The 18,452-nt window shown below is 56.2% G+C and carries 16 protein-coding genes; 9 read left to right on the top strand and 7 right to left on the bottom strand.

What is annotated here, in order from left to right:
- The 5 genes from JI62_RS11285 to JI62_RS11265 form a co-directional block, all read left to right on the top strand.
- On the top strand, positions 1–520 hold a 520-nt coding region (locus JI62_RS11285; RefSeq protein ID WP_141101320.1), incomplete at its 5' end, for an ABC transporter permease.
- A gap of 168 nt (positions 521–688) precedes the next feature.
- The gene (locus JI62_RS11280) at positions 689–1,891 is read left to right on the top strand and encodes a thiamine pyrophosphate-dependent dehydrogenase E1 component subunit alpha (RefSeq protein ID WP_088700259.1); all 1,203 of its coding nucleotides are present in this window, start codon (positions 689–691) and stop codon (positions 1,889–1,891) included.
- A gap of 1 nt (position 1,892) precedes the next feature.
- Positions 1,893–2,870, top strand: coding sequence for an alpha-ketoacid dehydrogenase subunit beta (locus JI62_RS11275; RefSeq protein ID WP_088700258.1), 978 nt, complete (start codon positions 1,893–1,895; stop codon positions 2,868–2,870).
- Between the two features lie 16 nt (positions 2,871–2,886).
- Positions 2,887–4,188, top strand: a complete 1,302-nt coding sequence (locus JI62_RS11270) for a 2-oxo acid dehydrogenase subunit E2 (protein ID WP_088700257.1) — start codon at positions 2,887–2,889, stop codon at positions 4,186–4,188.
- A 68-nt stretch (positions 4,189–4,256) separates the two neighbouring features.
- A complete protein-coding gene (locus JI62_RS11265; protein ID WP_088700256.1) occupies positions 4,257–6,104 on the top strand; it encodes a protein kinase domain-containing protein in 1,848 nt (615 codons plus the stop codon).
- A 9-nt stretch (positions 6,105–6,113) separates the two neighbouring features.
- On the opposite strand, the gene JI62_RS11260 is transcribed toward JI62_RS11265, so the two are convergent.
- The 7 genes from JI62_RS11260 to JI62_RS11230 form a co-directional block, all read right to left on the bottom strand.
- Positions 6,114–6,740: an ABC-type transport auxiliary lipoprotein family protein gene (locus tag JI62_RS11260; protein WP_088700255.1), complete on the bottom strand. Its 627-nt coding sequence runs from the start codon at positions 6,738–6,740 to the stop codon at positions 6,114–6,116.
- Positions 6,737–7,678: an MlaD family protein gene (locus JI62_RS11255; RefSeq protein WP_088700254.1), complete on the bottom strand. Its 942-nt coding sequence runs from the start codon at positions 7,676–7,678 to the stop codon at positions 6,737–6,739. The genes JI62_RS11260 and JI62_RS11255 overlap by 4 nt, the downstream gene beginning before the upstream one ends.
- Before the next feature lie 6 nt (positions 7,679–7,684).
- Positions 7,685–8,512 carry an ABC transporter ATP-binding protein gene (locus JI62_RS11250; RefSeq protein ID WP_088700253.1) on the bottom strand — a complete coding sequence of 276 codons (828 nt, stop codon included), beginning with the start codon at positions 8,510–8,512 and terminating at the stop codon, positions 7,685–7,687.
- Positions 8,512–9,645, bottom strand: a complete 1,134-nt coding sequence (locus JI62_RS11245; protein WP_088700252.1) for an MlaE family ABC transporter permease — start codon at positions 9,643–9,645, stop codon at positions 8,512–8,514. Before JI62_RS11245 ends, JI62_RS11250 begins: the two co-directional genes overlap by 1 nt.
- A gap of 118 nt (positions 9,646–9,763) precedes the next feature.
- A complete protein-coding gene (locus JI62_RS11240; RefSeq protein WP_088700251.1) occupies positions 9,764–10,570 on the bottom strand; it encodes an IclR family transcriptional regulator in 807 nt (268 codons plus the stop codon).
- 102 nt (positions 10,571–10,672) lie between these two features.
- Positions 10,673–11,881, bottom strand: a complete 1,209-nt coding sequence (locus JI62_RS11235) for a 3-oxoadipyl-CoA thiolase (RefSeq protein WP_088700250.1) — start codon at positions 11,879–11,881, stop codon at positions 10,673–10,675.
- A gap of 29 nt (positions 11,882–11,910) precedes the next feature.
- Positions 11,911–13,440, bottom strand: a complete 1,530-nt coding sequence (locus JI62_RS11230) for a 3-hydroxyacyl-CoA dehydrogenase (protein ID WP_088700249.1) — start codon at positions 13,438–13,440, stop codon at positions 11,911–11,913.
- A 218-nt stretch (positions 13,441–13,658) separates the two neighbouring features.
- On the opposite strand from JI62_RS11230, the gene JI62_RS11225 reads away from it, so the two are divergent.
- The 4 genes from JI62_RS11225 to JI62_RS11210 are packed head-to-tail and all read left to right on the top strand — an operon-like array spanning position 13,659 to position 18,242.
- Positions 13,659–14,810, top strand: a complete 1,152-nt coding sequence (locus tag JI62_RS11225; RefSeq protein WP_088700248.1) for an acyl-CoA dehydrogenase family protein — start codon at positions 13,659–13,661, stop codon at positions 14,808–14,810.
- The gene (locus JI62_RS11220; protein WP_088700247.1) at positions 14,810–16,411 is read left to right on the top strand and encodes a class I adenylate-forming enzyme family protein; all 1,602 of its coding nucleotides are present in this window, start codon (positions 14,810–14,812) and stop codon (positions 16,409–16,411) included. The genes JI62_RS11225 and JI62_RS11220 overlap by 1 nt, the downstream gene beginning before the upstream one ends.
- Complete coding sequence (locus JI62_RS11215; protein ID WP_088700246.1) at positions 16,408–16,857, top strand: PaaI family thioesterase; 450 nt, start codon at positions 16,408–16,410, stop codon at positions 16,855–16,857. Before JI62_RS11220 ends, JI62_RS11215 begins: the two co-directional genes overlap by 4 nt.
- Positions 16,854–18,242, top strand: a complete 1,389-nt coding sequence (locus tag JI62_RS11210) for a hypothetical protein (protein WP_088700245.1) — start codon at positions 16,854–16,856, stop codon at positions 18,240–18,242. The genes JI62_RS11215 and JI62_RS11210 overlap by 4 nt, the downstream gene beginning before the upstream one ends.
- The last annotated feature ends 210 nt before the right edge of the window (positions 18,243–18,452 follow it).

Here is an 18,452-nt window from a genome sequence, read left to right as displayed (position 1 = left end):
CCCCGCCCCCCGCCGATGGGGCAGTGACTTTCTACCCCTGGTGGCCCAGTTGGCATCGCTGGGACAAACGTTTCCCCCGGTGGCCGTGCTGGCGCTGGCGGTGCCCGTACTAGGGTTTGGTACTTTGCCGATTATTGTCGCTTTAATGCTCTACGGGCTACTGCCGATCGTGCGCAATACCCTCGCGGGTTTGCAGGGTGTCGAAGGTGATATTAAAACGGCTGCCCATGCGATGGGCATGACACCAACGCAAATCCTGTGGCAAGTCGAGCTGCCATTGGCGGCACCGGTCATTTTGGCGGGCATTCGCACTTCGGTAACCATTAATATTGCCACCGCCGCGCTCGGCGCCACCGTGGGGGCTAGCAACCTGGGTGACCCGATTATCTCCGGCATCGTGAACGGCAATATGGCCTATGTGGTTCAAGGGGCGCTGACCATCGCCTTGTTGGCTCTAACGATTGATAGCCTGTTCGAACTGCTGCAGCGTCAACTACGGTCCCGCCTCTCTGCGCCTTAACCTCTCTCTGCACCTTAAGTAGCATCCCTAAAGTTCTTGTGCTGATGTACTGTCCCAAGTGTTGTAGTAGCTTGATGTTGCGTTGGCCTATGGCAGATAAATCCACTGGCATAAACGGTCAATACCAACAACACTGCCCTCAAAAGGGGTAAAACAAGGACAATAATGATGACACAGTACGTACACCAGCCGGAGTTCATGACCGGCGACGAATTTTCGATTCCCACCTTCAGTCTGCTTAACCCGGAAGGTGAGCTGCATAGCGGCGCTGATGAGCCCATGCTGGAGCGTGATCATGCCCGGCGTATCTATCAGGCAATGCTGGCCACCCGTATTCTCGATGAACGCATGATGGCGGCTCAGCGCCAGGGGCGGCTGAGCTTCTATATGCAGTGTACCGGGGAAGAGGCCGCCGTAGTGGGCGCCACCGCTGCGCTCAATGACGCCGATATGATTATGGCGCAGTACCGCGAGCAGGGCGCTTTAATGTATCGCGGCTTCTCCATCGACGAATTTATGAATCAGCTGTTCGGCAACGAGCTGGACTACGGCAAAGGCCGCCAAATGCCGATTCACTATGGGTCGCGCAAGTTGCACTACATGACTATATCGTCTCCCTTAGCGACTCAGATTCCTCAGGCCACAGGCTACGCTTACGGTCAAAAATTGGCGGGTAACGGTCACTGCACGTTAACGTTTTTTGGTGAAGGCGCTGCCTCAGAGGGTGATTTCCACGCCGCGCTGAATATGGCCTCAGTGCATCAGGTGCCGGTGATTTTCTTCTGCCGAAACAATGGCTATGCCATTTCCACGCCTGCCGTCGAGCAGTTTGCTGCCGACGGTATCGCTCCGCGTGCCTTTGGCTACCACATGCACGTCATCCGGGTCGATGGCAACGATGTCCTGGCGGTCTATGAAGCGACGCGGCAGGCACGCAAGATTGCCGTTGAGCAAAATCAGCCGGTGTTGATCGAGGCCATGAGCTATCGCCTTGCAGCCCACTCCTCTTCTGACGACCCCTCTGGCTACCGGTCAAAAGATGAAGAGGAGGTGTGGCGCGCCAAAGACCCGCTGCTGCGGCTGCAAAAGTGGCTGTTGAAGAAGCAGTGGTGGAGCGAAGAGGAGGAGACAACTCAGCAGGAAACTCTGCGTCGTGAAGTGTTGGAAACCATGAAACGGGCTGAGAAGCGCTCATCGCCGCCACTGGAAAGCCTGATCAGCGATGTGTATGCCGATGTTACCCCCGCACTGCAGCGTCAATTTGATCAATTAAAGCGCCATATACGTCGCTACCCGGATGCCTACCCCCGTGGGGCAACGTCGCTGGACTTAGACGTGGGCACCGAGACTGATACTCAGGGGGAGGCGTAATATGGCCACCATGAACATGCTCCAGGCGATTAATAATGCCCTGGATATCGCCATGGCTGAGGATGAAAAAGTCATCTGCTTTGGTGAAGACGTGGGGATTTTTGGCGGCGTATTTCGGGCCACCAGCCACCTGCAGGAGAAGTACGGCAAAGCACGCTGTTTTAATACACCGCTGGTTGAACAAGGCATTATCGGCTTTGCCAATGGTTTAGCGGCTCAAGGCTCGGTGCCTGTCGCGGAAATTCAATTTGCCGACTATATCTTTCCGGCGTTTGATCAGATCGTTAACGAAACAGCCAAGTTCCGCTACCGCTCCGGCGATCTGTTTAACGTGAGCGGGCTGACTATTCGAACCCCTTACGGCGGCGGCATTGCGGGCGGCCTCTATCACTCACAATCGCCGGAAGCCTATTTTACCCATACTCCTGGTCTCAAAGTGGTGGTGCCACGCAACCCTTATCAGGCCAAAGGACTGCTGCTGGCCGCGATTCGCGATCCGGATCCGGTGCTGTTTCTGGAGCCGAAACGCCTCTACCGCGCTGCCGTAGGTGAGGTGCCCGAAGAGGATTACCAGCTACCCATTGGCGAAGCCGACATCACCAAAGAGGGTACCGATATTACCGTAGTAGGCTGGGGCGCGCAGATGGAGGTGATTGGCAAAGCAGTTGAGCTAGCCGAAGAGCAGGGTATCGCCTGTGAAGTGATCGACTTGCGCTCACTGCTGCCCTGGGACGCGGATACGGTCGCTGAATCGGTGCTAAAAACCGGCCGGCTCGTGGTAAGCCATGAAGCGCCATTAACCGGTGGCTTTGCCGGTGAAATTGCTGCCACTATTCAAGAGCGTTGTTTTCTCTACCTGGAATCGCCCATTGCACGGGTGACGGGTCTGGATACGCCTTTTCCGCTGGTGCTGGAAAAAGAGTATCTGCCTGATCATCTGAAGATTTTTGAAGCGATTCGCGAAAGCGTCAACTTTTAGCGCCAGGAGAACAACAATGAGCGATTTTTTACTGCCTGATATTGGCGAAGGTATCGTCGAGTGCGAAGTGGTCGAATGGCGCGTCGCGGAAGGCGATCAAATTGAAGAAGACCAGCCTATCGTTGAAGTCATGACCGACAAGGCGCTGGTGGAGATTACCGCCCCCGAAGCCGGTGTCGTGACCAAGCTCTATGTGGCCCAGGGCCAAATTGCCAAGGTGCATGCGCCGCTCTTTGCCTATCAAGTGGAGGGGGGGAGCCCGGCCGGCGACCAAGCCAGTCAACACGTTAGCAGCCATCAGAGCGAGGCCGAGCCAGAAGCTATACAACCGGCCGCCCGTGAAAAGCTGAATGAGACAGCGGCAGAACCGCCCACTGCTAAAGGCGCACCGGGGGCTGGCCCCCTATATGGCAAGGTTCCCGCCAGCCCCGCCGTTAGGCGCCTGGTGCGTGAACACTCTCTACAGCTCACGGAGATCGCGGGCAGCGGCAAGGATGGGCGGGTGCTTAAAGAGGACGTGCTGGCGCATCTTGACCAAGCATCCCCAGCTGCAGCCTCATCGAGCCAGACCGTTGTAAAAAACCGAACTGCTAAAAACCAGGCTGAAACCCAGGCGCCCAGGGTGGAGCCACTGCGTGGCGTACGGGCGGTGATGGCCAAGCGCATGGTCGAGGCAGCCAGCACCATTCCCCATTTTCACTACGGCGAAGAGATCGACGTTACTGCACTGCTGGCGCTTCGAGAGCGATTAAAGCCGTTGGCCGAGGCCCAGGGAGAGCGGCTAACCCTCATGCCGTTCTTTATGAAAGCCATGGCGCTGGCGGTGGCCGAAGAGCCTATCGTTAATGCCCAGCTTAATGCGGCTGGGGATGAGCTGCACTATTACCCTCAGTGCAATATTGGTATGGCGGTGGATAGCAAAGCGGGCCTGATGGTGCCCAATGTGAAAAACGTTGAGCGCTTAACCCTGCTGGAAATTGCCCAGGAAGTCGGCCGGCTAACCACCTCAGCGCGGGAGGGGCGGGTTGATCAGGCTGATTTAAAAGGCGGGACTATTAGTATTTCCAATATCGGTGCGCTGGGAGGCACCTACGCCGCACCGATTATTAACGCCCCGGAAGCTGCGATAGTGGCAATTGGTAAAACCCAATGGTTACCGCGCTTTGATGAGCAGGGTGCGGTGCAGCGTCGGGCGATTATGACCATCACTTGGGCGGGGGATCACCGCTTTATCGATGGCGGTACCATTGCGCGCTTCTGTAATGCCTGGAAGGGCTTTCTGGAAGCCCCAGAAACCATGCTGCTTCACTTGGCGTGAATAAGTATGGGTTTAAAACAGTGTTGGTATAAGCCCGTGTTGTTATAAGCATTTGTTGGTATAAACCAATGTATCAGGCAACGCTTCAGCAGTTCTATATACCCGAAGAGCAGTCGGTCTATCTGCTGAGCCATCACGATGCCCGCAAGCTTAAAGACTGGGTGGCGCTGTGTCAGGCGCAGCTCACCCAGTTGGGCTATCAAGACATCGAGTTAATTGGCAAGGGCGCCTACGGTTTTGTGTTTGCCGGTCGTACCACCCACAAGGGCGCAACCGCCCACTACGTGTTTAAGTTCTCACGCATCACCTTACCCACCCATCTGCAGGAGCGCCTCGAAGAGGAGGCGTTCATGCTTGAACAGGTCTCCCATCCACGTATTCCCGGTCTCATTGCCTACCAGCGCTCCCGAGGGCAGTCGATCCTGGTCATGGAGCGTGCACCCGGCTGGAATTTAGAGCAGGTATCGCTCAAGCAGGGGCGACTCTCTCCACGCCTGATTGTGCGCATGGCGGCGCAGCTCGCCGATATCCTGATGGCTCTGCGCCGTGAGACTGGCCACCAGGCGCGACCGGTGGTGCATGGCGATATCAAACCCTCCAACTTGGTGTTTGATGCCGAGCATGAATCCATTGCGCTAATTGACTGGGGCTCATCGGTCTTTGCTCAGCTAGACGCCCAACTGCAGTTTGTGGGTGCCAACGTAATGGAGCTAATGTCCGATAACCTACAGCAAACCAATGCCCGCCTGGGCGATGTTTACTTTATTGGCGAAGAGCAGTTAAACGGCGCACTCTCATCGCCGAGGTTCGATGAGCAGGGAGCGGCGGGAACCCTGTATGCGCTGGCGTCGGCGCAGTCGTGTCGCTTTGGCCATCGGGCGATTCCCGCCAGTTCGCTGGGCTTGCCCATGGAGTTTGCCCGCACCCTGGATGGCATGCTCGATCCAGACCCTCAGGTGCGGCGCAAAGCGGGCGACTACTTTTTAAATAACATGCCACGCATGGCCAGGGTTGTGATGATCGATCTGCCAGCAGCGCTCAATGTGCCGCTGGTGCCAGTATGGGTACGTCCTGCGCATCAAGAGATCGATACCGTGGTGTATAGCTCGCGTAAAGCTTTTCTACGCGAAGCAAATGCACAGGAAACCCTCAATGACGTTAACGATGTACAGCTTGACCGCTACTACAAGCAGTTTATGCAGGGGATGGGGGAGACCGAAAAGGCCTTTTTGGCATCGGTGAGCCGACTGGGGAAATATCCTGTGGTAGGCGGCTTGGCGGTTCGCTGGGAGCGGGAAGGGGTGTATATCGATTCGTCGTTAAATTTGCACGATCCGACACTCAAGCCTGCCTTTGTCGAGGCGGTTAATAATATGGTGCACCTGGCTCGGGCGATTCATCGCCAAGGGGTTTTTAAAAGCTGCCTGTTTAATGCCCGCCAAACACTGCACTTAGAGCGTGCTTCAGCGGATGACGCCTTTGTTAGCGAGCCGAATATGGCAATAAACTATGAGCTGAGCGCGGTGCCGGAGCTTGAAGATCGCACCCGCCAGCACAGCTATTTCGAAGATGGGCCCGACCCCGAAGAGCTACTCGTACTGCCTGAATCGATAATGCGCGTGCTGCAGCAGCTCAACGATATTCACCACACCGGTATGATCATTTTTGAAGCACTGCCGCAGCATCTTAAAATTCATAGCTACTACCGTTTGCTTGACCCTGCTAAGGAGCATGAATTTCGCACGTTGCTGGCGAGTATTCTTGCATCGGTAAGCCAAATTGAAGGCCTAGGGGTCTCCGGCTTTATGAAAATGCCGTATAAGGATACGCGCTATTTCGCTCACCTTGAAAGCCAGCCCGAGCGCTACTACCCCCGTGACCCGCGGGAGTATGTGAGGAAGTTAACTAATCAGTAGCGCCATTGATTAACGCTGAGGGCGGTCTATCACTCTAGTCTGCTGTGCCAACCAGTCGGCCAACTGCACAGTAAGCTCATCGCTAGCGCTGCCAAACGCATCCACCACATCGGTAATATCGACGCTGCGCGCTTGCGCGCTGATGCTGAAATTCATCGCTGCAAGCGGTGTCCGGTTTTGAGGGCTGACCAGTTGAACATTGAGCTGCACCTTCACAGTGGGTGGATTAGTCACATAGTCGCTCTGGAAATGGCGCAGTTCACTGAGTAGCAGCAGATCATGGGGCAGACGGTCACTACCCACACCAGCAAACAGCTGGCTCTGCTGTAGCCCTTCAATCAAGCGCGCCTGGAGGAGGTCGGGGGCATCTTCATGCCAGCGGGCACCCTCATATACATTGACAACATTTCCCTCAGGGTAGACCACAATGCGGTTGCTACTGAGCAAGTGCCCCGCTTCAGGGTTGGCAATGCCCAGGCGTTGGGTAGCGCTATTAGATGAGGGGGTTGAAGATGGTAAGTCGCTCGCAGGCAAACGGTAAAGGGTGGCTGGCTCACTTTCGGGCAGTATCGAACAACCGGCACTGAGTAGCAGCACAGCACTGGTTAGGATAATAGCGGGAATACGTAAACTCATGGGCGGAACTCCTCTACCTGATCACGGCCCAGAAAAAAGTCTGTCGGGCTCTCTTCCAGCTGGCGGGTAATACGATCCAGCGTGCTCAGCGTGGAGCGTAGTGAAGAGAGCGCCGGGGCAATATCCTGGGCACCCTGCAAGCTGCCTTCAACGGCGCCTGCGTTACTCTCCACGAGCTGCTCAATACGCTGGGCGGCGCGGGCCACATCGCGGCTCGCATCGGCAGCGCTCCGCATGACTATTCGGCCATCCTCGCGTAACAGCTGAGTGGCTTCATGGCTGAGTTCATCAATGCTGGTAAGGGTAGTGGTCGCCTGACGCGCAGCATCGCCAAACAGGGCCATATTGTTATCAAGCGCTTCCTGCTGAGTGGCAATCATCTCAGTAATCTGGGCAATGTTGGTCAGGATATTGCCTGCCTGCTCGCGGTTATTATCGTCAAACAGTTCGTTAACGTTTTGCAGGATCGAATTGATGTTCTCGATCATCTCTTCACCCTCATCGAATAGCGTGGCGATGGGGGAGGGATCGGCCTGAATAAATGGCGCTTCATCGTTGGTTTGATCAACTAGGCGTGGGCTTTCTGGGGTGCCGCCGTGAAGCTGAACCGACATGCTGCCAGTAATACTGGCAAAGGCGAGTCTGGCACGCGTATCTGTTTTAATCGGCGCGTCTTCATATACGCGGATATTGGCAATGACTTGGCGTGGATCATCCGGGTTCAGAATCAGCTCGGTGACATCGCCTACCTCAATGCCGTTGTACTGTACTTTGCTACCTACAGATAGGCCGCTTACGCTGCGTTCAAAGAGGATACGGTAGGGTTGATAGCTCCGCTCACCGGCTGCATAACTCATCCATAGTGCAAACAGTAACGCGCCAGCGGCAGTGGCCAGCGTGAAAAGGCCGATTAAAACGTGATGCGCCCGTGTTTCCATGTGCAGTCACTCCTGGACGTTAGCATTAATTGAAGCGGTGGTATGAGCGTCTTGTGCAGCTCTGCCGCGGGGCCCGTGAAAATAGTCCTGGATCCATTCATCGTCAGTCTCTGATACCTTGTCGATGGTATCGACCACCAGCACGTGTTTCTGCGAGAGCACGGCGACCCGGTCGCAGGCGGCATAGAGCGTATCCAGATCATGGGTGACCAGAAAAACGCTGAACCCTAGCGCATCGCGTAGGGTCACCAGCAACTGATCGAAGGCCGCCGCGCCAATAGGGTCAAGCCCCGCGGTAGGCTCATCGAGAAACAGGATGTCAGGATCAAGCGCTAAGGCTCGGGCCAGGGCGGCGCGCTTAATCATGCCGCCCGATAGGGATTCGGGAAATTGCAGCGCGGCCTGCGGTGGAAGCCCGACCAGCGCAAGCTTGACCCTGGCAAGATGCTCGGCGTCTTCACGAGGTAGTTTGGCATGCTCGATCAACGGCAGAGCGATATTCTCTTGCAGGTTCAGCGAGCTAAATAGTGCGCCGCGCTGAAACAGCACCCCAAAGCGGCGCTCTATTTGGCTACGCTCCTCCTCGTTTAGCTCGTTAAGGGTGGTGCCCAGGACTTCAACCGTGCCGCCATTGGGGCGTTTTAAACCGACAATACTGCGTAAAAGCACGGATTTTCCGGTGCCGGAACCTCCCACAATGCCAAGAATTTCACCGCGCTCAAGGGTGAGATCTAAATTTTCGTGAACCACATGGGTGCCGAACTGGTTCACTAATCCCCGAACCTTGATCACTGGTCGCTTATTTGACTCTGGCTTGTTTGACTCTGCATCCATTACCAGCCCATCTCCATAAAGAACAGCGCGGCAAGGGCATCAATCAGAATCACCATAAAAATCGACTGCACCACGCTGGAGGTGGTATGTGCCCCGACGGATTGGGCGCTGCCGCTGACCTTAAAGCCTTCCAGGCAGCCAATAACGGCGATCACAAACGCAAACACCGGCGCTTTGCTAAGTCCTACCAAAAAGTGCGTCACCGACACGTCTTTTTGCAGCGTGTTAATAAACTGAGTGAGGGAAATATCCAGGGAGAGGGCAGCCACCATGGCGCCACCTGCCAAACCACTGAGCATCCCAACAAATGCCAGCATAGGCAGGCTAATTAGCATCGCCATGACCCTGGGCAGCACCAAAAGCTCAATAGGGTCTAGCCCCTGCGCTTGTAGGGCATCGATTTCTTCATTGGATTTCATGGCGCCAATTTGCGCCGTAAAGGCGCTGGCGGTTCGCCCCGCTAATAGGATAGCGGCAAGCAGAACACCAAATTCCCGTAAGAAAGAGAACGCCACCAGGTCGATGGTATACACCGTGGCGCCGAAATCCTGCAAAACGGTCGCGCCCAGGAACGCCACCACGGCACCTACCATAAATGTCAGTAGGGCGACGATGGGTACCGCATTCAGGCCGCTCTGCTGAACGTGCGCTACCATGGCGGTAACGCGCCAGCGACGTGGCCGGAATATCAGTTGGAATAGGGTAGCAATGACCAGGCCAATAAAGGCCAGCAACTGGCGCTGCTGAGACCACAGCCCCACCATGTTTACGCCTACCGTGGCAAGCGCTTGGCTGAGGCGCGAATAAGAGGGAGGCTCGACGTCAAGCGGCGCTTCCATGGCCTCGGCAATACGCACAAGCAGTGCCTGCTGCTCTGTTGGCAGCTCACCCGCCCAGTCAGATACTTTTTGCGCTCTCTCAACGCCAATCAGCTCAATTACCAGTACGGCACCGGCCGTATCGAGGCGAGTGATAGCTTTTAAGGAGAACGGCTCATCCCCAGCCTCGTATCGTGCTGGGGTTTTGACTGTGTGATGAGAAAGCGCTGATTTGATATCGCGATAATTGGCAAGTGTCCACTCGCCCTGTAGCGCTATCGTTTGATCTTGACGCGCAATCCACTCGCTTGGCATCCCCTCTCCTTGGCGCTAATAGTAATGATGAGTTATTAATGCGCTTGTTTAGAGGGCTATGATGCATTCAAACGGGCGTTAGTTAAAGTCTTCCAAGGTCTGACTACCGGTCAGAACGCTATCTGGGAGCCAACTCACGCTTTATCTGGTTAGCGACTTCTTTAAGCCGTGGACCTAGATTATTGACCAAACGGTCGTGATCCAGACGTAGGCTGGAGCCACCGCAATTGATCGCCATGACCTCGGCGCCATCTTCCAAAATCAGCGGCATCGCCACCGCGCTAATATCGCGCTGCCAATCCTGCTCAGAGAGGCAAAAACCGTACTGCGCATAGTCTTTGAAGCTCTGTTGTATGCCCGCTTCATACCGCGGCCACTCGTTGCCATAGACTTCGGCCAACTCTTGCAGTACCTGCTGGCGTCGTTCGTCAGACAAGCCGCATAGCCATGCACGACCAATCGCAGAAGTAGCAATGGGTAGGCGGGAGCCCGTGTCCAGGCGAATGATTAGCGGGCCATGGCCGTGGCAGGTTTCCAAATAAACCATGTCACTGCGGTCGGCCCCGCCCAGGCTAACGTTACAGTCGGTGGCATCAGCAAATTTCTGCAGATGCGGGCGAGCAATCTCGCGAATGCCCATATTAGCGAGAAAGCGATACCCCAAGGCTAAGACACCTGGCCCAAGGCGGTACTTTTCCAGGTGGGTATTGTGCTGGAGATAGCCCAACTGTGTAAGGGTATAGGTTAACCGTGACACCGTTGGTCGAGGGATACTCGTACGGTTGGACAGCTCAGCATTGCCTAAATACTCTTCACCTGCGCCAAAGGCGCGCAGCAACTCTAAACCGCGCGCGAGGGCAGTCACAAAGTTGCGATCTTTTCCGGGCAACTGCGGGTCGTCAGCATCAGTGTCGGTGGGGTGCATTCAATATCCCAACATTCGGTGGCTTATGGCGCCCAGTATCGCATATCTACTTAGACGCAGCGTTCATGCCTATCAACGAAATAGCGGCTGTTTGACGCTAAATCAGCCGTCCAGACGCTCGATAATCGTAGCAATTCCCTGACCGACGCCGATGCACATGGTGACCAACGCGTAGCGCCCACCGGTCGCCTCAAGCTGTCGGAGAGCCGTAAGCGCCAAGCGTGCTCCTGAAGCCCCCAGAGGATGACCAATGGCGATGGCGCCACCGTTGGCGTTCAAGCGTGGATCATCAACGGAGAGCCCCAACTGCTGCACGCAGCCAAGCACCTGGACGGCAAACGCCTCGTTGATTTCAATCACATCCATCTGCTCAAGGTTAAGCCCGGCACGCGCCAACGCCTTTTGCGAAGCGGGTACTGGCCCTAACCCCATAACCCTTGGTGCCACACCGGCAACGGCGCTGGCGACAATGCGTGCGCGCGGTGCTAGGCCCACACGTTCACCGGCGGCCATGGTACCCACAATCATGGCAGCGGCGCCGTCATTCAAACCCGAGGCATTGCCGGCGGTGACAACGCCACCCTCAAACAGCGCGCCCAGTTGGGCCAACTTGTCTTCGGTGCTTTGCGGACGGGGATGCTCGTCTTTTTCCACCAACAGTGGCGGCTGTTTACGCCCTTGGGGCACCTCTACGCTAAACATCTCGCCGTCGTAAAAACCTGAGGCCAGCGCTTGGGCGTAGCGGGCCTGAGAGCGGGCAGCAAAGGCGTCGCTTTCATCGCGGCCAATATTCAGGTCGTGGGCAATGTTGTCAGCAGTTTCCGGCATGCTGTGGCTGCCGTACTCCTTCGCAATCCAGGGGTTGGGAAAGCGAGAGCCAATCACCGTATCGTACATCGGCTGGTTGCGCGCATAGGGGGAGTCCGCTTTGCCTAATACATAGGGCGCCCGAGACATAGACTCAACGCCGCCCGCTAAAAACAGCTCACCTTCGCCTAGCCGTGCCGCCCGGGCGGCATCCATCATCGCTGCCAAGCCACTGCCGCAAAGACGGTTAACGGTTTGTCCTGCTACTTCGATAGGCAGGCCTGCCAACAATGCGCCGTGACGGGCCACATTGCGGGAGTCTTCCCCCGCCTGGTTGGTGCAGCCTGCCAGCACCTCTTCATAGCTTTCAAGTGCGAACGGGTTGCGGGCTACCAGCGTTTTAAGCGTCAGCCCCAACAGCTCATCTGGGCGAATAGCCGCTAAGCTGCCTCCGTGGCGACCAAAAGGGGTGCGTAAACCGTCGTAAATATAGGCGTCTTGCATGGTGGTGCTCCTTGTTGTTAGTAGGGTCATTAAGCGACGGTTAGCGACATTTGTAGCGCAGCGCGGCGGCGCAACCAGGGGCTTGGCCGATAACGTGGGTCGCCGGTGGCCTCAAGCAGGTTGGTCAATATCGTCATGATGCGCGTGGCGCCGTAATGGTCGCCCATGCGCAATGGGCCGAAGGGATAGCCCAAACCCAGCTCAACCGCTCGGTCGATCGTCGTGGGTTCTGCCACGCCTTGCTGGGCAATGTCGGCACCGACGTTGACGATGCAGGCAATAATGCGCTGAAGAACGAAGCCGTTGCTGTCCTGCAGAGTGCTTACCGGCGTACCGTCATGATTGAGCAGGTTTTGCGCTGCTTGAAAGAAAGTGGAGTGGGTAATGGGCGTTACCATCAGGCTGCGGCGTTTATCGAGCCCTGCGAGCATATCCACCGCCACACACCTCTTGGCATCTAGCCCCTGACGAAGTGAACAGCTGGTGGCATCTTCGCCAAAAGGGGTAAGCAGGCAGAGCGCTTGTTCAGTTGGCTGCGTGCCGGTTTCTAACGGCCAACCCGCCGCATTTACCAGCGCGGTGAGCGCTTTGGCGCTCTCGGGGTCTTCCTGGCTAATCCATACCGGGCATGGAGACACAGTAGCGATGGCAGGCTCATCCGGCATTTGCTGCTTGCCTTCCTCGTAGCGGTAAAAGCCTGCGCCGGTTTTACGCCCCAGCAAGCCCGCAGCCAGGCGTTGCCGCGTTAACGGTGAAGGGCGAAAACGCGCCTCTTCATAGTACTGGTGATAAACCGACTCCATCACGGCGTGGGAAACATCCAGGCCGGTAAGATCCAACAGGGTAAACGGCCCCATTCTGAACCCGCCCTGATCAACCATAATGCGGTCAATGGTCGCCGGGTCAGCAACGCTTTCGCCTAAAATTCGCAGCGCTTCGGTGCCGAAGGCACGCCCTGCATGGTTAACCAGAAACCCCGGGGTATCCGTGGCCTGGGCGGTAAAGTGGCCCATGGCTTGACCTAGATCACTGACCCGCTGAGTCACCTCATCGGTGGTACGCAGGCCAGGGATAACCTCGGCAATTTTCATCAGCGGCACGGGGTTAAAGAAGTGAAAGCCGATGACCCGCTCGGGATGCTGGCAGGTGGCGGCAATGGCCGTGACAGAGAGCGAAGAGGTATTGGTCGCTAGCACCGCCTGCTGGCTGACGATGCCTTCTAAATCGCTGAACAGTCCCTGCTTGGCCTCAAGCTTTTCGACAATGGCTTCCACTACAATATCGCAGGGGGCGAGCGCGGCAAGCTCGCTGGCTTCAATCAACCGTTCACTATAGTGCTGCGCCTGTTCTGCATTAATGCGCTGCTTTTCGACACTTCTCTGCCATAAGCCGTTAATAAAGGCTTTCGCTTCTTGTACGGCGCCCTCTTTAACGTCGAAAAGCATGACGTCTAGACCGGCCTGGGCAGCCAACTGCGCGATGCCACGTCCCATGGCGCCGGTGCCGACGATGCCAAGTGTGGTAAAGGGGGGAGGTGTTGATGTTGATTCGCTAGCCATACGCTAATTCCTCTCTGCAAATGAATGCATATTTAGCATTGTAATTCTGCATTGCAAAATAGTGTTCCAATTATTGACTGCCATCCTAGGCTATGCAAAAGTGCCTGACAAGAATAGTGGACAATAGTTTTGCTATGCAAAATTAAAGCGCTTTCCACACCCAGCGCTACTTCGAATGATAACGCTAACTATAAAACCCGTTGCCACCAGGAGCCGTCATGATTCGCGATCCCGAATTGATTAACCAGCTTGTCGATACTATCGCCCGTTTTGTCCGTGAGCGCTTAATTCCTAACGAGGCACGTTTAGCAGAAGAGGATGCGGTTCCTCCGGAAATTCTCGCTGAAATGAAAGAGATGGGGCTGTTCGGGCTCTCAATCCCGGAGGAGTACGGCGGCCTTGGGTTAACCATGGAGGAAGAAGCGCTGGTGGCAATGGAAATCGGCAAAACCTCGCCTGCCTTTCGCTCGGTGTTTGGCACCAATAATGGCATCGGCGCCCAGGGTATTTTGATTGATGGTACTGATGAGCAGAAAGCCAAGTATGTGCCACGCTTGGCCACGGGCGAGATTCTTAGCTCGTTCTGTCTCACCGAGCCCGATTCCGGCTCCGACGCCGCCAGTCTGCGCACGACGGCGGTGCGTGATGGCGATGACTATATCTTGAACGGCACCAAGCGTTATATCACCAACGGCCCAGAAGCCGATCTGTTTACCGTGATGGCGCGTACTGACCCAGAGAATAAAGGCGCAGGCGGTATTTCAGCCTTTATCGTCGAAGGTAATACTCCAGGGCTGGTACGCGGCCCTGCGGATAACAAGATGGGCCAGAAGGGCGCCCATACCTGCGATATTATTTTCGACAACTGCCGAGTGCCCGCTGAAAATATTATTGGCGGAAAAGAGGGGCAAGGCTTTAAAACCGCTATGAAGGTGCTCGATCGCGGGCGGCTGCATATTTCTGCTGTGTGCGTCGGCGTGGCCGAGCGCTTGGTCGAAGAGTCTTTACGCTACACCATGGAACGTAAGCAGTTTGGCGCGGCCCTTGCCGAGCATCAGCTGATTCAAGCCATGTTGGCGGATAGCAAAACCGAAGCCTATGCAGGCAAAACTATGGTGATGGATGCCGCGCGGCGCAAAGATGAGGGTGAAAATGTTTCGACCCTGGCCTCCTGCTGCAAACTGTTCTGCGCTGAGATGGTGGGGCGCGTAGCGGATCGCGCCGTGCAGGTTCACGGCGGTGCGGGCTATATGTCTGAGTATGCAGTTGAGCGCTTCTATCGTGATGTGCGGTTATTCCGCATTTATGAAGGCACGACGCAAATTCAGCAAATCGTCATCGCCCGAAATATGGTGCGGGAGGCGTCCTAATGGCTTTGTCGGTACCTTACCAAGCGCCGGATGAGAAGATTTTTGGCCGCCTTGCCAGCGAACTGGTGGCTGAGCTTCCCGAGCGTCTCAGCACCCGCGTGTTTGAAAATGCCAAACGTATGGGTGAACAACCTGCCATTGTGGATGGCAGCGTGCGCTGGAGCTACGCGGAGCTTGGCCAGGAAATATACGCAGCCTGCAGTTGGTTAACTGCGATGGGGATTCGCCCCGGCGACCGTATAATGACGGTAAGTGAAAACTGCCGCGCGCTGGTCGTGCTGCTGCTGGCCGCCAGTGAATTGGATGTTTGGGTAGCGATTATCAACTCGCGCTTGTCAGCACAGGAAGTTGACCTGATTCAGGGCAACTGCCTACCCAGGCGCGTGTTCTACACCTGCGATGCCTCGCCAGAGGCGTGCCAGCACGCCGAGCGTCATGCCGCCGACCGCTACCAGCACCCTCAGCTAGGAGGTCTGGCGATTTCACCGCTCTACGACAGCGAACCCGAGCCGGTCTGCGCCAGCGGTGCCGAACAGGTGGCGGCGATGATTTACACCTCAGGCACTACCGGAACACCCAAAGGGGTAATGCTGACTCACCGTGGCATTCTCTATATCGCCTCGATTTCAGGCGGCATGCGTCATTTAAGCGAAGGACAGCGGGTCTACGGCGTGCTGCCCATGTCTCATGTGTTTGGCCTCTCTTCGGTATGTATGGGGTCGCTCTATAACGGCGCCTGCCTGTATACCGTGCCGCGCTTCGATGCCGCCCATATGCTGGCAACGCTGAAGCAGGAGCGCATTACCGTTCTCCAGGGCGTGCCGGCGATGTATGCCCGGGCGTTAGAGTTTTTAAAACGTGAGCAGCGCCCGTTGGAAGCACCTGAGCTAATTTATATGTCAGCAGGAGGTTCGCCGTTAGATAGCGACACCAAAGTGCGGGTAGAGTCCGCCTTTGGGCTGACGCTGCATAACGGCTACGGTTTAACCGAGGCCAGCCCTACCATAAGCCAGACCCGCATCGATGACCGCCATGCAACTAGCACCGTTGGCCGGGTATTGCCTTTGCTTGAGTACCGCCTGGAACCGCTTAGCGACAGCGGAACTACCGAGCAGCCTGGAGATGAAGTAGGTGAGCTATGGGTGCGCGGGCCAAACATTATGAAAGGCTACTTTCGTCAGCCGGAAGCCACTCGGGCCACTCTAACTGACGATGGTTGGCTCAATACCGGCGATATCGCCAAGCTCGATCACCAGGATCAACTCTATATTGTTGGGCGTAGCAAAGAGCTGATTATCCGCTCCGGCTTCAATATCTACCCGCCGGATGTGGAAGCGGTGATTAACGAACACCCTGCGGTCACGCTTACCGCCGTAGTGGGGCGTCAAATCGCCGGAAACGAAGAAGTCGTGGCGTTTGTGCAGTGCGAGCCGGGCGTTGACGTTGATCTGGCGGAGCTCAAGGCGTTTATCGCCGAGCGGTTGGCGCCTTACAAACGGCCTACTCAAATTGTATTGATGGATACGCTACCTTCCACCGCCAGCGGCAAAATTCTTAAAGGACGATTGCGCGATTTAGCCCAGCAGGAGAGCGGCTCATGAGTCATTCACCTCAGCAAGCGTTAATGGGCTACCACGAACTGCTGGGCATACACGTCGTTGAGTGGGAAGAGGGCCGAGTAGTCGTTGAACTGACCATTGAGCCAAAACACCTAAACCGCAGCGGCAACGTTCATGGTGGTGTATTGGCTTCAATGCTGGATAGCGCTTTAAGCCTTGCCGGTTTGCACTGCGATGTGCCGGGCAATATTCGCCGAGGAATGACACTCTCATTAACCACGACCTTTGTGGGCCCTGCCCGGCAAGGTGTGTTGAAGGCAATAGGCACGGTTCGCGGCGGCGGACAGAAAACCTATATGAGCAGCGGTGAGATAGTCGATGAGCAGGGCAGCTTAGTGGCCATGGGAGAAGGCTCCTTTCGGCGTCGCAGTGGCAGTGAATCCACAGAGGGATTTCCAGAAAACAAACCCCGGGAGCCAACTGAGTGAGCCCAGCCCGCCTGCGGGTTTCTCTGTTACTGCTGGTCACCTTGGCAACGCTGTTTCATCTGGTGGTTGGCAGCCTGTTTTGGCAAGCCGTCGGCATTGCCGCGCTGGCGCTCTATCTATTAACGCTTGTTGGTAAGCTAACGCGGATGGCCAAAGGGTTACTGTTAGCCGCGGGGATAGTGTCGCTGCTAGCGCTCTGGCACTCGTCGAACCCAGGCCAACTGCTGTTTGAAGCCAGTGGACGTTTTGCGTTTTTTGCTACCTTTGTGGTGGCGTTGAGCATGCTACGTTTGCCTGCCTACCGTTCACGCCTGGTGCGCCGCTGTGGGCAAAGCATGCTGCTTCAACCGCCTAGCCGCCGCTACCCGATTTTATCGCTTGGTTCTGCGCTGTTTGGGATTATTCTCAATATCGGCGTGCTTAACCTGTTTGCCGCCATGATTGAAAAGAGTAACACCCTAGTCGCGGCCCAAGGGCGCGCCTGGGTACGAGAGGCTCGCCAGCGGCGCATGATGTTGGCGCTGCTGCGCGGGTTTTCCCTGGCGCCGCTGATCTCTCCTATGGGCATTGGGGTGGCGGTAGTGCTGTCGAGCCTTCCCCAGGTCACTTGGCTGGAGCTTGCGCCGTATATTTTGGGTGCCGCTGCGCTGATTTTTCTGGCCGGCTGGGCGGTAGATTTTCTCACCGGCCCACATCCCCCTGCCAATAAAGCCCCGGTAGCTGCTCCTTCGCTACGTCCGTTGGCCCAGTTCAGTGTGTTGCTGCTGGGGATTGTGGCGCTGGTGTTTAGCCTTGCCTGGCTATTAACACTGCGCTTACCCATTGCCGCGCTGTTAGGTGCGCCCACGGGGGCGCTGATTTGGCTTGCCTGGCAGCGGCGTACGCTTGGCTTCGGCGGGCTGCCTGCAGCGGTTAGCGCGGTGCATCGTCAGTTGCCGTGGCTGCTTTCGCCCAGTGCCAATGAGATCGTGGTGCTAGGGGCGGCGGGCTATTTGGGGCATTTATGCGTTGGGCTGGTGGACACTCAGCAGTTGGCGCCGCTACTAACGGTGTTGAACCAGTGGGGCGCCTTCAATGCCGTGCTGGCGATGCTGATGGTAGTGGGGCTGGCCCAGGTAGGTGTTAATCCTATCGTGACGGTAACGCTGCTGGTGGGACTGCTACCGCAGTTAGCCATTGAGGGGCTAACGCCTGCGCTGATAGGTGCATCGCTGATGGTAGGCTGGGCGCTGGCGCTAATGTCGTCGCCTATGACCGCATCAATGCTGATTTTGTCCCGATTTACCGGTGTACCCGCCACGCGTATCGGCTACCGCTGGAACGGCAGATTTCTGGTCGCCTCGATTCCGCTATTGGCAGCGTGGTTTGTATGGGCACCCTTTTAAAGGGGGGTAAGAATGCGGAAGCGCTTGACCTTTGTGCGGTGTTTTTTTAATGTCCTTGTTATAAAGTGAAACAGAATTCTGCTATGCAAAATTGAAGCATGGTTAAAGCAAGATTAAATATTATTAATCGCCAGGAGCACGCCTTATGAAAGTACTCGTCGCGGTGAAACGCGTCATCGACTATAACGTCAAAATCCGCGTTAAGGCGGA

Source organism: Halomonas campaniensis (assembly GCF_002211105.1).
Lineage (GTDB): Bacteria > Pseudomonadota > Gammaproteobacteria > Pseudomonadales > Halomonadaceae > Vreelandella > Vreelandella campaniensis_A.
The sequence above is the reverse complement of the archived record's forward strand: the minus strand, read 5'-3'. Positions and strand labels throughout refer to the sequence as shown.

Excerpts from the sequence above, each read along its gene's own strand:
- JI62_RS11240 (WP_088700251.1), bottom strand. The coding sequence starts at position 10,570 with ATGCACCCCACCGACACTGATGCTGACGACCCGCAGTTGCCCGGAAAA.
- JI62_RS11270 (WP_088700257.1), top strand. The coding sequence starts at position 2,887 with ATGAGCGATTTTTTACTGCCTGATATTGGCGAAGGTATCGTCGAGTGC.
- JI62_RS11225 (WP_088700248.1), top strand. The coding sequence starts at position 13,659 with ATGATTCGCGATCCCGAATTGATTAACCAGCTTGTCGATACTATCGCC.
- JI62_RS11220 (WP_088700247.1), top strand. The coding sequence starts at position 14,810 with ATGGCTTTGTCGGTACCTTACCAAGCGCCGGATGAGAAGATTTTTGGC.
- JI62_RS11235 (WP_088700250.1), bottom strand. The coding sequence starts at position 11,881 with ATGCAAGACGCCTATATTTACGACGGTTTACGCACCCCTTTTGGTCGC.
- JI62_RS11255 (WP_088700254.1), bottom strand. The coding sequence starts at position 7,678 with ATGGAAACACGGGCGCATCACGTTTTAATCGGCCTTTTCACGCTGGCC.
- JI62_RS11265 (WP_088700256.1), top strand. The coding sequence starts at position 4,257 with ATGTATCAGGCAACGCTTCAGCAGTTCTATATACCCGAAGAGCAGTCG.
- JI62_RS11250 (WP_088700253.1), bottom strand. The coding sequence starts at position 8,512 with ATGGATGCAGAGTCAAACAAGCCAGAGTCAAATAAGCGACCAGTGATC.
- JI62_RS11230 (WP_088700249.1), bottom strand. The coding sequence starts at position 13,440 with ATGGCTAGCGAATCAACATCAACACCTCCCCCCTTTACCACACTTGGC.
- JI62_RS11260 (WP_088700255.1), bottom strand. The coding sequence starts at position 6,740 with ATGAGTTTACGTATTCCCGCTATTATCCTAACCAGTGCTGTGCTGCTA.
- JI62_RS11245 (WP_088700252.1), bottom strand. The coding sequence starts at position 9,645 with ATGCCAAGCGAGTGGATTGCGCGTCAAGATCAAACGATAGCGCTACAG.
- JI62_RS11275 (WP_088700258.1), top strand. The coding sequence starts at position 1,893 with ATGGCCACCATGAACATGCTCCAGGCGATTAATAATGCCCTGGATATC.
- JI62_RS11280 (WP_088700259.1), top strand. The coding sequence starts at position 689 with ATGACACAGTACGTACACCAGCCGGAGTTCATGACCGGCGACGAATTT.
- JI62_RS11215 (WP_088700246.1), top strand. The coding sequence starts at position 16,408 with ATGAGTCATTCACCTCAGCAAGCGTTAATGGGCTACCACGAACTGCTG.